Origin of the sequence: Psychrobacter sp. NPDC078631, from assembly GCF_050268165.1 — a bacterium.
GTDB lineage: Bacteria > Pseudomonadota > Gammaproteobacteria > Pseudomonadales > Moraxellaceae > Psychrobacter.
The window spans coordinates 829,479-844,651 of record NZ_JBNNGG010000001.1 but is presented as its reverse complement, the minus strand read 5'-3'; the positions used below and the strand labels follow the sequence as shown (position 1 = coordinate 844,651).

At 42.4% G+C, this 15,173-nt stretch carries 6 protein-coding genes; 2 read left to right on the top strand and 4 right to left on the bottom strand.

Features of this window, described 5'->3' with window-relative positions:
- Positions 1 to 103 precede the first annotated feature (103 nt).
- Entirely contained in the window at positions 104 to 1,786 is a 1,683-nt protein-coding gene (locus ACQKCP_RS03395) for a carbon starvation CstA family protein (RefSeq protein WP_102090695.1), read from the bottom strand.
- 302 nt (positions 1,787 to 2,088) lie between these two features.
- Between ACQKCP_RS03395 and ACQKCP_RS03390 the strand changes: the two genes are divergently transcribed.
- Positions 2,089 to 2,775: a hypothetical protein gene (locus ACQKCP_RS03390; RefSeq protein WP_427611292.1), complete on the top strand. Its 687-nt coding sequence runs from the start codon at positions 2,089 to 2,091 to the stop codon at positions 2,773 to 2,775.
- 84 nt (positions 2,776 to 2,859) lie between these two features.
- Complete coding sequence (locus tag ACQKCP_RS03385; RefSeq protein ID WP_057760160.1) at positions 2,860 to 3,423, top strand: hypoxanthine-guanine phosphoribosyltransferase; 564 nt, start codon at positions 2,860 to 2,862, stop codon at positions 3,421 to 3,423.
- Positions 3,424 to 3,529: 106 nt separating this feature from the next.
- Here ACQKCP_RS03385 and recD read toward each other — a convergent pair whose 3' ends face one another.
- The 3 genes from recD to ACQKCP_RS03370 all read right to left on the bottom strand — a co-directional run bounded on the left by recD (position 3,530) and on the right by ACQKCP_RS03370 (position 14,921).
- Positions 3,530 to 5,740, bottom strand: a complete 2,211-nt coding sequence (gene recD, locus ACQKCP_RS03380) for an exodeoxyribonuclease V subunit alpha (protein WP_427611291.1) — start codon at positions 5,738 to 5,740, stop codon at positions 3,530 to 3,532.
- Positions 5,741 to 5,814: 74 nt separating this feature from the next.
- Positions 5,815 to 10,356 carry a UvrD-helicase domain-containing protein gene (locus ACQKCP_RS03375; RefSeq protein WP_427611290.1) on the bottom strand — a complete coding sequence of 1,514 codons (4,542 nt, stop codon included), beginning with the start codon at positions 10,354 to 10,356 and terminating at the stop codon, positions 5,815 to 5,817.
- A 68-nt stretch (positions 10,357 to 10,424) separates the two neighbouring features.
- Positions 10,425 to 14,921, bottom strand: coding sequence for an exodeoxyribonuclease V subunit gamma (locus ACQKCP_RS03370; protein ID WP_427611289.1), 4,497 nt, complete (start codon positions 14,919 to 14,921; stop codon positions 10,425 to 10,427).
- Positions 14,922 to 15,173: the final 252 nt, after the last annotated feature.

The following is a 15,173-nucleotide window of genomic DNA, read 5'->3' as shown; positions in this document are numbered from 1 at the left end:
TTTTACTTAATTCTTATGATCTATCATGCCTATATGATACAAAAAACGCCAGCAACTGCTGCTAGCGTTTTTTATTAAACAGACACTCAATATGGTTTAACGTTTAAACCTCACCGCTTTTACCTTTATGTAGTGACCACTCTTTTCGTAGTACAGACAAACTCTCAAACGTCACCAAAATGGTCGCGATTAAGATAATAATATCCATAATAATAAGGAGCCAATTACCATCAGTAAAGAAGGTTTTGAGCTGAATCAATAGTGCAAAGACAGTCATAACCAACAAGAACGACAATGGTGCTAAGGTGTACCAAACTGGCTTGCCCTTACGTAACAAGATAATGGTAACGATCATCAAGGTTAAAGCAGCCATTAACTGGTTGGTTGTACCAAATAGTGGCCAAATAATCATACCGCCAGCGCCATCGATACCACCAGCACCGAACGCTAATAACAAACAGCTTCCGACAGCAAGTAACGTTGCAACGACACTCTTATTCAATATGGGTAAATTATAAAATTCACCAAATTCTTGGAAGATATAACGTTGTAAACGTACGCCAGTATCCATCGTCGTACCAGCAAACAATGCAGCCATTACCGTAAGCATGGTCTGTGATAGCACCATGTCGATGCCAACGCCAGCATTCAAGATGGTCGCACCGCCATCGATGAATGCACCGATAGAGCCATCACCGAACTTTTGATAGACCGCTTGCCAATCACCAAGAGTCGCAAAACCTGCGGTTGCTGCAAGGATTGCCCCAAGTGCTAGCATACCCTCACCCAATGCACCGAAGTAACCAACGAAACGAACGTCTTCTTCTTTATCAATCTGCTTAGAGGTAGTCCCTGTTGCGACCAAACCATGGAAACCTGATATGGCACCACAAGCAATTGTCACAAACAACAATGGCAGCAGTGACGGTGTATCGGCTGGTAATGCAGTGTTAACGGCTGGCGCGACAATATTAGGCGTGCCAATAAAAATAGCAGCATATAATAAAATCAAACCGACAAATAACTGTAAGCCATTAATATAATCACGAGGTTGAAGCAGCATCCATACGGGCAACAACGACGCAATCGCCGCATAGGCGAACAAGATCAAGATCCATACTGCGTTATCAGGCAAGCCCATCACGGTTTCAGGTAACACAATCGGGAACATAGGGCCGAGATAGATAAGCCCGTACAAGGCAGTTACCCCGATAATGGACACCCAGACCAAATTCATATTGTAGCGATAGATACACTGCCCGATGATAAAGGCAACCACCAAGGCACCCCAAACTGGCAATACCGCAGATGGCGTCTTGATCATCATATTGGCGATAGCTACGCCAAATACAGCATTGACCATCAGTAGTAATAAGAAGATAACAACCATCATCAAGCTGCGAACACGTGTGCCCATGACAGTACCAGCAATAGAGCCAATCGACTGACCTCTATTGCGCATACTTGCCCAAATAGCAGACATATCATGTACACCAGCCATAAAGATAGTACCTACCACTACCCAAATAATGGCAGGCACCCAGCCCCAAATAACCGCAATGGCAGGACCGATAATTGGTGCAGCCCCTGCTACTGACGTAAAGTGATGCCCCCACAATACATACTTATTGGTGGGAACATAATCGATCCCATCTTTCATCGTATGTGCGGGTGTAGGACGGCTGTTGTCCAATGCTAAAATTTTGGTGGCGATAAATTTTGAATAAAATACGTAGCCGCAGAGCATAGCGGCAACGGCGAATAGTAGTACGATAGCACTATTCATCTCATCTCTCCCTAGACAAGTAGTCAATAGCCTTATAAGTTCAAGCTTTTTGAATTAAAATATGAAAAATATGCTAAATTAGTGTGCGATGAGTGACTCAGCTCATCTATCGTTTAGGTAAATTCTAGCAATTTGCAAAATTATTACCAATCAACAAAGTCATTTATCTTATAACTAGGGCGTGTCACTAATCAGCATTTGGTATGATGAGCCTGAGACTAAAACTTTGTTTGAATAATAACCGATTTGGTGATAAATGTAACGCAAGTAAGACATAAAAAACAACAAATAAAGGAAGTGCAATGGCACATTATTTTGGATTCGTACCCTCAGATAAACTAAAAGCTTTAATCAGTGAGGCCGAACAAGTCGTTGCTTCAAATGAGAATGTAGAGTACTACCCTTATCGCGACGCTCTTACGCATCAGACAGCGCGTGATCTTACTGATAATTTATTGGTTGGTTTGGTAGAGATTATTCCTAACCCTGAACGTCAAGCCTCTATGCGTAAAATTGTTGGAACGATTGAACGCGCAACAGATACTTTGCTCAATATCTTACTGGGTAAAGAAAACAACAAAGACGTATTACCAAGTTTTCATTTTCTAAGAGATCATGCAACCTTTATTGATAATGAAGGTGTTAAACGTGTCGGCTTTAAACTATCAGAAAAAGATGCCAATACTATCACTGAAGGGTTTGCTGCTGTCACGCCTGAGCATGTAGATAGAGCCAAATTTAAAACGGCACTTGAAACCATGAACGAAGAAACATTGACCCATTTTATTAGTCGTTATGCCGAGACATTAAAGCTAGGCATGATCAAACGTAAGTCAGTTCCAGTTGCCAAATCGGCAATTGATAAAGGTATGAGTATGGCACTTAATAAGCTATTACCTGACCTACCAAATGACTCATTGAATAGATTGGCCAATTATTACCGTCCATTTATTATAGAAAAGCCAGAATCACCCCAAAAGTTGGATTAATTTTGTCCCAAAAGTCATATGACGTTGGGCAAATTCACTAAAATTTGCTAAAATAAGCGGCACTTTTTACCAAAGGCGCACCCGATGACCCAAATCAGTAACCAAGAAATTGAAAAAACCTTACGCAACTCAGAGTGCCTTATTAGCAGTATCGAAGTAGCTGCTGCTTATGAGCGTTTGGCCGCTCAGCTCAATCTACATTATGCTGGTCTAAACCCAATTGTTATGGTCGTGATGAACGGCGGATTGATTCCAGCTGGTCAACTACTGACACATCTTACGTTCTACCATCGCATGCATTATATCCATGCGACTCGTTATCGTGATAACGAAGGTACTAATGAGCTTGATTGGAAATTCAAGCCTGATGTTAGTATCGAAGGTGAGCACGTATTGTTAATCGACGACATCTTTGACGAAGGTATTACTCTAAAAGCAGTTGTTGAAGAATTAAGCAAAGAAAAGCCTCTATCACTTGAGTCTTGTGTATTGCTTAACAAGCAACATGATCGCAAAGTTGCAGATTTTGACGTAGATTTTGTGGGTATTGATGTTGCAGATCGCTATGTTTACGGTTGTGGTATGGATTTCCATGGTTACTTGCGTCACCTACCAGGTATCTATGCAATCAAAGAAGACAAAGTTTAAGTCTTAGACTTAATTGATTAAAATAGTTAAGTCCTAAAAAAGCATCCAATTTGGATGCTTTTTTATTGCGCTGACTTATTGCACCGACAATCACTTGAATGAATCGTTAAAACTGTAATGCCAAACCAGTATGACGCTCAGTTGGTGTTTGAACTGCTTTTTCTAAGGCGTGCTTGGTACTATATATCGTTACTTGCTTCTTAGCACGAGTCACTGCCGTATAGATAAGCTCTTTGCTCAGCAATCTTGCATGACTATTATCAAAAGTAATAGCAACATGATCAAATTCGGATCCTTGTGACTTGTGAATAGTCATTGCATATGCCGTGGCTATCACCTCTTCATTTAGCAAGTTGACCGCAATCCCTTGTGTTTTATTTTCAAAGAATACCTCTAACTGGCGGCTTTCATCTGATGTTTGTAAGCAGAAACCAATATCACCATTAAATAGCCCAAGCTCATAGTTATTTTGTAGCACCATAACAGGACGTCCATGGAACCACGTGTTTTGACCCAATGGTAACTTTAGCTCAGCGAGATGCCATTGAGTAAGGTAGTTATTGATATAGTGGTCGCCCCACTCACCATTATGGCCAGCAGTAAGGATTCTAAATTGATTAAATATCTCCATTAACGAAGAGGTAGTATTTTTAACTGATTCTGGCACGGATTTTTCCATTGGATTTTTCAGTAAATTTTTAACTTTATTTATGTATGATTGGTAATTATTGGATACTTTTGAAATAATTTTTTCTTTGCTTAGGCTATTTTTTATCTCATTATTTGATATGGACTCTGCTTGTAACGTATTAACATATTGAAAACTCAAAGCAGCGTCTTGCCTTAATAATTGCCAAATAGCTTGAAGACTTGTCTCTGCTTTATTAATTTGAGCGGCCAGTTTACCGATACCTGACTCGGCGCTAAATCGGCGGCTCTCTGTTAGTTCTGCATGTATAGGTTGCAGTAGAGGAATACGACAGAGATCAGCCAATACTGCTCCTGCATCGACGGCTGCTAACTGATTAGCATCGCCTAATAATATCAGCCTAGCACCTGGCTTTACCGCGCTCACAAGATAATTGGCCAACTCAACTCCGAGCATAGATGCTTCATCAACGATGATAATATCTTCGCCCAGTGGGTTGTTGGCATTATAACGAGGTCTACCCGTTCGACCGATACCTAGTAGACGATGGATGGTTTTTGCCTCTTGCAACTGCAGCTCTACATTTGCGTCGTCTAAAGCCGCCTGTAGAGACTCTTGCATACGCTGGGCTGCCTTACCCGTTGGCGCTGCTAATGCTAGGCTAGCACTGTCTGTACTAAATCTGATATGTTTAGACTCATCTCCCCTACTCTCTGTCGCCTGTTGTAACGCGATAACCAATTGAGCAACGGTATATGTTTTACCTGTCCCTGGGCCACCAGTAATGATACTAAATGCATTATTGTTCGCCACATTGATAGCGGCTATCTGTTGGTCATTTAAGTTCTCAGGTATGGCAATGTCTAAAGGCACTATCTGCTGATTCAAAATATGACTGATATGCTGCGCTAAGTTAAATTCTGCTTGCCATGTGCGGTGTAGCCAAAATGTGATTTTCGAACTTTGGGTTTCTTTATTCTTAGTTATGTTATAAATAATTGGCTGATTATCTTTGCTTAGGCTATTTTGATTGTTGTTACAGTTAGTGTTCGCATTAACATTAGCGAATAAAGCATGCTCATGGATTGAATGAACGAAAGTATTTAAGTCGCTATTTTTAAAGCGCTGGTATAACGTAGTTATCGCATCAAAACGTTTGATCAACGTCTCTTTTTCATGATTACTCAGTGCTAGCTGCGCCCACAGGTAATCTCGCTGACCAAACAAAGTATCTAGTAATACAAATAGCGATGTCTCCGTTATAGTGTCATCGTCTATTTGCGTGTCTATTTGCGTTTTTATCTGAGTATCAATCAGCGCAAAAATTGGTGTTGCCAGTATCTCTAGTAAGTTCTGCTGCCATGCATATAGTTTGACCAACTCACCATTAATTTGCCCTTGTAGCGGCGTTTCATGATCGGCTGTATCGACAGTTAATACAGTATGCCCTTCTTCCAAATGAGCCGCTAAAATAACGAATAGAGCCGTAAATAAATCGCTATCTTTTGACTTACCGATTCTTCTATTTTCATCGTTTGTCTTTGCATCTGCCACGTCATATGCTACATGTGTTTGCTGACGGCGCAGCAAAATATAATCACTGAGATTACTTGCCCAGCTCTCTTGTAAACTAATGGCTGACTTGCTCTTGTTGTTATTATTACTCATCGTATATTTATCTCTTTTTAATCTGATTAACTGCTATAACAATTTTTATCTATCTAATTGCTATATAAGGTTTATTAGTCCGGCAGGCCAAACAAGGAATCTAGACCTTTAATAAAGGCGATAGGAATATCCCAAGTGACCAATCCATAGCAACTATTACTGCTCAAGTTATTGTGATTAGACTGAACCACATCTTGCGATGTAGGCATAGTAGTTGCCTGAGCATTCGGGTCATACACACCGCGTAAAAATACGTACTCTACAGCGCCTAAATATTTATCTTCGTTACCCGTATAATCACTGATCCTCATAGCAAGGAACCGATGCAATGCTACTTGATAGATTGCTGCTTGTAGCCAGTACCCTGCCTTGGACATTGCTTTCTTGAGCGTATCTTCATTGTAATCGCTTAGGCTATTTCCTAGAAAGTTACTCTTATAATCGACCACATAATACTTGCCAGCATGCTCATACACCAAGTCAATCTCACCACGCAAATAACGATATAGATGTGCTTTATTTTGTGGCACTAGAGTGACGTGCTTATCCATCTCATCAGGTAAATACCGTTGAAAAAGCTTACTAATATCCTGTGCTTTAAAATTCTCTGACAATCCCATGTTGAACTCTAACTCGGCAAATCGCTTACCTTTATTAAGAGCAATCAAGGGTTGATTGGAAGCCAATAGTGGCGCATGCAACACTTCTTCAATCCAATTAATTAATGCCTCATGCTTCGTTGTATCTATTGACTCAAGATCAAACCCATCGCTACCTCTTTGTTTCTTACCTTGTGATCTGCGGCTCTGCTGTTCCGCACTGCTATATATCAGCGGCAATTGATAGCTACTAATCGCTCTATCAATAACCTGAGGCCACTGGGCTTTATTGGCAAAGTCTATTTGTTCAAATATCTCATGCAAAAACGTACCGGCATTGGCACCCTTTACAAAGGTAAAGCGGATATCATCTTCTACCTTGAGGCTTAGTTCACTGTCTTGTTCGAGAGACTCGTCGTTATTAAGTAAAGAGAGGTCTGAAACAGAAGACTCTGTCATATCAATGTCTATCGCATCATCAATACGCTCATCCACTATCGCCATTGCTTGTGTAGATTCATCTAGCTGACGCGCCAAAGCGGTAAAGCTGGTCTTAGCCCAACCATAGAAATAATTGGTTTTCATAACCTCGGCAAAGGGTGCGTACTCAATAGCCTCTGTCGTAGGCCTATGAGCATTTGATTTGGTAATAGCCAATTGAAGACTGTCATTTATACCTGCTGAGTTAGCATCATTGCTTGCGTAACTATTGTCATAAAACTCATTAACTTTATGCCCTCTAAGCATGCCTACGATACCTTTGAGTCTATCAGGTAGCTCAAATTTTGCTTCTGGCGATTCAAACCAATAGAACACTGGTTTTAGCTCAAATCCTGTCTTGTTACTCGGATCTCGCAGCACAACATAAAGCTGCTCACTGGCTCGAGTAAATGCCACATAGCCAAGTCGTCTTATCTCATCAAAACCTTCTTGTGTTTCGATATCAGTATAATAATCCTCGACAGTAGCAGAGCCTTGCAGTGGTGAGAAGCGGCGCTGATTTCCCGTCGATTGACTGTCTATCGGCTGCTGTACTTCTATCGACTGCCGCACTAGCGCTGAAGGCGCTTGTTGCACGTTATATAGATACAGCCCATAGTCTTCTTTATTGCCAGACTTCCTACTGGCATCACCCATTCCCAATACATAGACAATAGGGAACTCAAGCCCTTTTGACTTATGAATGGTCATCAATTGCACACCAGACTCTGTCGGTAGCGGATATTGCTTAGCCCAGTCACTGTTAGGCGCTGCATCTATATGCTGCCTGAACCACGCCAGTAGCTCATGCTCACCCATGCCTAGACCATACTGCGCCAAGATATCCATTACATGACGCAAGTCCATAATGTGACGGTCACCTTCTGGATGAGCAGCTAGTGCTTGCCAAACGCCTTGCGGCTGCACAGGGCTTTTATCTAATAAATAATGTAGCGCCGATAATATGCCAAAGTGCTGCCAACGCTGTGCCCCTTCTTTTAAATAGGTAATAAAGTCTTGATAGCTCTTTTTAGTATCAGTAGCTTCATTCGCTGAGAAGACTTTCGAATTAGAATTTTGTGAATGGGCGCTTGGCGTACTGCTGCCTTCAGTAACGCCTGACTCATGGTCCGTCATCATGGCTTTGATGTTTTTGATACTCAGTCCATATAGATGGCTGGTCAATACCCGATTAATCATGTCATGACGATACGGATATAGCATAGCACTCAACAATGCGGCCACATCTTCTGCCATAATAGTCTCAAAGATACTGACGTCACTGGTGGTCAAGGTCGGCACATTAAGCTTTACTAGCTCGTCTTCGACTCGCTTCAGATCTTTTTTGGCACGTGCCAGCACCCCAATATCACTGGGCTGAATGGGCTTACCTTTAAGTGTCTGACCACTATTAAGCAAAGTGGCTATATGGCGAGCTGTTATTTCATGCTCATCATAATCAAACTCTTTTTCCTTGTCATAAGGCAAGTGCAATAAGCTTACTGGCTGAGCAGAAAGCACTTCTGTCACCAGTACATCGTCCAGCCTATCGGACGCATTAAACCAAGATAGCTCATATTCTGGTTTTGCTGCTTTGATATGTTGGTAATGAATACCAGCACCCAATTGCGACAGTTTGTTCTCAGTAGTTGTTGCACTCGCCATACCAAACCAACAGTTCAATGCGTTAATCACACCGGCATTCGAACGGCGATTGATATCAAGCGTCCAAAGAGCACTTTTATCAAACTGGGCTTTCATGTAGTTATAATTGGCCACATCACCGCCACGAAACCCATAAATAGCCTGTTTGGGATCACCAACCAATAGCAGAAACTCATGATTGGCTTTCTTAGTGGTTGACTGCTTATCACTGTCCGACTGTTTGCGTTTATTCTTTGGCAAATAAATGCTTTCAATCATAATGGCTTGCTCACCATTGATATCTTGCGACTCGTCAATCAATGCTACTGGATAGTGATGACGAATATAACGTGCCAGCTTATCCCCTTGACGACCAGTTAATGCTTGGTTTAAGCGTACCATCTGCAAACTAAAGGTCGTTTCGCCGCGCTCTTCTAAAATGACTGGTAGTCTATTGCGCACAGCTAGCACAATATTACGGTTCAGATTGGCTAAAACAGTTATTATGTATTCGTCTAACTTTTTGCTTTGTTCAATATACCGTTTAAAGTCGCGCACGACCTGCAACTCATTGAATATTAAATTAATTCTTTTGCCATCTTGAGGAACACGAAATTGATTACCAATATTGTCAGTTTTTTGAAAAGCCTCAATTAACTTGCTTGTTTTCTTCTTTTTATCAGATACAAACTTATAAGCAGCTGTTCCAAAATCCTGTAATGTTTCAATTATTTTTGGCCAAGTATCTCTATTATTAAATAACTGTCCTTTTGGCACTTCATAGTACTCACCCTCAGGTCTAAAGAAAATATCAAGCTCATCGCTACGTTCAATAATAGTATGTATAAGCCGCTCATAACCATCAAACGAAAAATCACTTGCCAAAATCTCATCAATCGGCGCAGAGATAAAGTTGAGCGAGCGCGTCACATATTTCTTATGATCGCTAACTGCAGTCAGTTTACCTTGCTGATCCATTAGCGCGTAAAGTTTAGGCTGCTCATAGTATAAGCGGCTTTGAAACTGACGTAGCTCATCATGAACAATGCTATCGGTAACTTGCTCAATACTGCTGTCTTCAATAATCCCCATACCCTGCTGGTGACCAGTTTCGCTACTGTACTCCGTCAGCCATTTTTGCGCCAAGCTATCTAGCGTGCCTACGAATAGCTTATCTAGGGTAGTTAGTACCAATGCAGTGCGCCTGATAGCTTCCGCCATTGGATAACTGTACACGTGATCTAGCAAATAGCCGACGAGATGCAAGTTAATAGGATCTTGCATGATGCCATCTAAGCGCACATATTTGGCCTGATTAACCAGCCAATATTCACGGTCTTTTTTTGCTTGTTTACGTTGCTCAGCCGCCGCTTGCTTATCAGCAGCAAGGTCTTGATTCAACTCGTTAATATCTATTTCAACATTTGCATCAGTACTTGAGTCATTATCTGCTTGTGCGTCTTTATCCTTATCCTTATCATTCTCAGGCATGACTTGCAGTATGTTGGGATAGAGACTCTCTTTATTGCTAATATCAGCACTTAGGCTATTGACCCATTGTAATAGCTGATAGAAATCTACCAAACGATCATGGATACGCTGACGCATTTCAGCAGCGGCAGCTCGAGTAAAAGTCGTGGCAATGATCTGCTCTGGCGCACGTCGCGCTTCGATCAGTAGGCGCAGTACAATACCGGTCAACGTCCAAGTCTTACCCGTGCCTGCTGAGGCTTCAATTAGGTGCTTGCCTGTTAGGTCAACATCGACTGCCGGTATGACATCAGCTTTACATTCAGACACAGCAGACGAAGGCAGCTCATCTGAATATTCATCAAATAAATTCGGTTGTGTAGACAAGTCAATGGTATTGGTTGGATCGCTAAGGTCTGTCATATGGGCGCATACTTTTAATTATTATTTATTAGAGCAAGAGATCAAAAAGAACGATTCTAAATAACTGGCTAACCATCTAAGTTAGTTAACGCATTAAACATCGGTGCGTATAATGGCTGGGCTAATGTAGTCAACGCTGATGATAACGCCTTAAACGCATCTTGGTCACGTAGCACGTACTGCCAAATAGCATGCTGCGAGCAAGTATCGTATACCGTGTCTGAATTATAGTTAGGTCTTAACCAGTCTGAGAAATCGGCACGTTTTGGCCAGTAGCTACTACCGTCACCTTCTTCAGGTTTTAGATACTTATCAAGGTAGTTAAGTGCATATTCTGGTAATAACGTAATAGGCACTTGACCCGTTAACTTGCCAAAAACTGCCCATTTTATCAGCTCAATCACAGCGTCTTCATAGACAATTGGGCTTAGTTTAAATGCAATTGCTTTGTCATACTTTTTAACCTGCGAGTTGGACTTATTAAAACGCCAAATACTCACACCATCATTTAATGCCACTTGCTCGGCAGTGGTACGTCTGGCCACTTGCCAATACAAATGTGACAACCAAAACTTGAGCAAATGCCTAGGGCTAGCAGAATTGGGCAGTATATTTAACCATTGCTTAGGCGATTGCTGAGCATAAGGCACGCCTGCCTGAATAACTGATATGGGTGCTAATATTGGTACTGAGCCCTTTATCTTAATGACTTTCGGCAACAGCTTAAGCAGTGTTTCTATACCCTCTATATTCGTCTGATTACTTGACTCGTTGTCAGTGCTACTCAGTATATTTTTTAGCTCTATCTGAACAGGGTGCTCGGCGGTTGGCGTCAATAGGTGTAATACACTGCTGATATCTGCCGTACTCTCGTTGAGAATACTGCTTTCATCAAAGCCATTAGCCATTAATTGCTCTTTGAATTCCAAGCATTGCTGTTGCAGTTTCTTTTGTTGATTGGGTAGCGTGGTTTGGCGAGCGACACCAGCGGGCATAATTTTTTGATACATTAAAATTGGCGTAGTGGTTTCAGCCGCTGCATCACTATCATTCTTCTTATTCTCATCAGTAATCAACTGTTTAATCAAATGATCTTTGATTTGATAGGTAGTTAAACTGTTTAGAAATAGCGGCTCTTGATGCGACAGTGCTTCCTCACCTTGTACCACATGCACCTTCTGAGACCGTAAGAATGCTTTGGCAGGATGGCGCACTTGGTAAGCCAATGCCCCTTCAATATCAATCTCTCCGATGTTAAATATGCTATCAGATAGCGCTTCCGTCATGCTACCGACATCGTTAGCATCAACAACCGTATCTAGCGTCAATAGTTCAACCAATGCAGACAAGGTTTGATTGTCTACTTGACCTAGCTGACCCAAGCCTTGACCAAGCACCTGAGCGATTGACTCATACTGCGCCTTCGTGGGTAAGCCCACCAACTCTTTATGCTCATTAGATACTCGCCCTTTCAATGTGTCAAACACCGCTTGCCAAAGCGGTGCAGGAGGAAACTGTTTTTTCTGAGCCAGTTTGGTTCTGCGCATGGCGGTATTTAATAAAGTATCCAGCTCATCAATCATATCAACAGGGCTGATATCCTGAGCATTGATATTAATGTTGGCATTAGCACTGCCATCAATATCAGGAGACGCTTGCTCAAAAACATTAGCACCTTCAATTTCTGTCTCAAACAGACTCTCATGAAAAGGTAGTGCAGGATGCTCAGTCACCAACCACTGTTTAATCAATTTAGGCAAATAGCGCTTGAGGCTTTCGGTGGTGGGGTCAATATTCTCAGGTAATGTCTCAAGCGAGTTTACCTGCCATTGCACCTCGCCTTGCAAAAACTGCAATAGCTCACTCACTGGATTGGCTGGCAAATGCTCATGGGTGTCCGTCAAGCTTTGACCGTTATAGAACATCCAGCATGCACTGCGCGCGCACAGTAGCGCATCTAAAAATGCGCCATTGTCATCATCTTCACTGACTCTGTCACCGCGGCGTGCATTGGTCGCTTTCATCAAATCATAGCGGTTATCACGGTCACGCCCAGGAAACTCAGAGAGGTCCATATTGAGCATCACCACCAGCTCAAATGGCACGTTTCTTAGTGCACCGAATCGACCAAAAGTAATCACCCCCGTCGGCTCCGCACTGACTTGCTGACTTTCAAGCTCGTTTTCGATACTGTCTAGCATAAAGCTCAGCTTGAGTGGCAATTGTTCCACACCTGCCAGCCTTTGCTCCACTTCTCTGTTGTCGACATCACCACTAGCGTACTGCCTGTAGTGACGATTGGCTCGTAGACTTGATTTAAAGCCATTCATCGCGTTGTAGATGGCGCGCATGGTACGCGTTTGATCCACATCGCCAAAGTAGCGATGGATAACTTGTGTCTCAATCTGGTCGAGCCAATCTTCCGCTTTCATTTTTTGTGTATGATCATCACGTCGTGCGACCAAGCCGGTATAAATGCGGCAAAGCGCTTCAACAATCAACGCATCATTTAGGCTCACTTGTGGTAACGGCAAGGTCATTTCTGGTAACGCAGTGCTTGGCCATTCATCGTCATTTAGATCATATAAGCAATCACTCAACTCAGCCTCTGGCATGACCAGACCTAGGGTCAATCTGTCTAATGCCTGTGCAAAGCTAAAGCGATAGTCGTAATCATTACTATCCAATGTTTGTTTAAGATGCAGCTCGTCAAAACCGCGAATAAAGCCCGCCTCTACCAATAAATCACAGCCACGACTCATCTGCTCATAAGTCAGTCCAAAGCTTTCAAACAAGGGCGGTAACATCAACCAGTCTAAGACTTCAGCTGCTTCAAAACGGGCACTATGGCTACCCAATAGTTTGTAAAAACCGATAATCGCTTCCCATAACTGGCGAATGTCAGCGTCAACAACACCAGTCACTTTAGCAGGCAAAGTCAAACCGTCTTGACCCTTACCATTGACGAAGATAGACCCAATCAATGCATGATGACGTTCAACATCAGGTAGCAGTACAACAATGTCGGAGATATGACGTTTCTTTTCACCTAGTTTGATAGGTTCGTTCAGCCAACGACCAATCATAATACGCAGCACTTCAAGCTGACGCTGCAAACTATGACACGAATGAATGCTTAGGCTATTATCTTGGGAAGAGATTGCCCAAAAACGGTCTTTCTCAAAACGCTTATTCTCTAACGCTTCATCTTCATACCAAGCCGTTGCTGGCTTAGCTTCATTAAAGCTTGACTCTATCTGCTCACTTACCGCTTGTGAGACTGTAGCAGCTGTCGCCTGCTGGGTAGATTGCTCATCAAGCATCAACACATCATTTTGCAAACGTTTTAATAAGCTCAGGTTACCTTGCGCATCTTGAGTACTGACAGCGTCTTCAGCAGGGACGACACTTTTATACATGCCATGAACGAGCGCATCATCTACACCATTATCAAAGTTGTCTTGCCATTCGACTAGCGCATCGTCGTATTGCTCATTACCTGATAAATTGGCAAGCATGGCAAACGCATCGCGCGACTGCTTACCCAAACGCGATAGCAAGCTATGACCATAATCACGTAAAAAGACACTCTCAGGGTTGATAATCTGCTGACGCTGTAACCATGATTTATCAACGATATCCGCCCAAAACAGTTTTGATGGATTGTAATGCAATAGCGTGATATTCATGTATTGCGACAGGCGCTGTAGGAAGTCTAACTCGGTCTGTGGCAGTTGTTGGATAGTAAATATACGCAGTACTTTGGGTAACTGATCGCGCTCATTCGCCTTGTTACCTTTCAAAGCCGACCAGAACGCACGCTCCAGTGCCACACGGTGTAGATGAACATCAGCAAACAAATGCGACCACAAGAATCGTTGGGCGATTTCTAACTCAACATAATGCTCGACCAACCACTCAGGTGTGTCGCGCGCATACTTATCAAAGCGCAGGGATAAGGCGTCTTTATCTGCTATCAACTCACTTACGCTCAACGGCTTGTTTTGCGACCATAATGCCAACCAATCCTCACGGTGAGTCAAATAGCGGTTAAACACCCTAGCCAAATCGCTTGCCAGCTGCCAAATACGAGCATCTTGTTGCGCCTTATCCTGTTGTAAGCTGTCTTGTTGAGCGCTTGCCTGTGGGTCATCAATCAAAGACGCTAGCAACGGATGAACTGGATGCTTTTCATCTGCAACAATCGACTCCTGATAATAAGTCAAATACCCAAACAATCGCCACTGCATTACTGTCGGTGATAACACTGCCACTTCGGGCACGTTTAGAGTTGTCGCTTCAGGGTTTTGCGCCAGTAAGTATGCATTATGGCGGGTCAATACATCTTGCATCAGCATCCACTGATACTGGCCCCAAAATTTAGTACGCACCAAGGTACTAATACCAGCACGGCTAGCAATAGTTTTGTCCAACCAATCACCCAATACCATTGACGGTACAATGACAATAAAGGGTTCAAAAACCGGCTGATCCTTGGACTGGTATTGTACAAGCAATTGATCAACGAGGTTTTCGGTACGGTGCGACTGAATAATAGTGAACATAGACAATAATCTGATTGCAATAAAGGTGAGATATTAGGATTGATAAAAAAGGCTTCACTTATAGATGAGACGTCTGTATCCAATGTCAAAAACGCTATAAAACGTCCATACAAAACAAAAATCGATACTCATCAATCTATGTTTGATGGTCGTTACTATGGTGCATTTCTGCTAGCATGAGGGCCGTAAACAAAAACAATCATAGTAGCAAACTCTACATATCCATTGATAACGTTGACATGCCAAATTTGC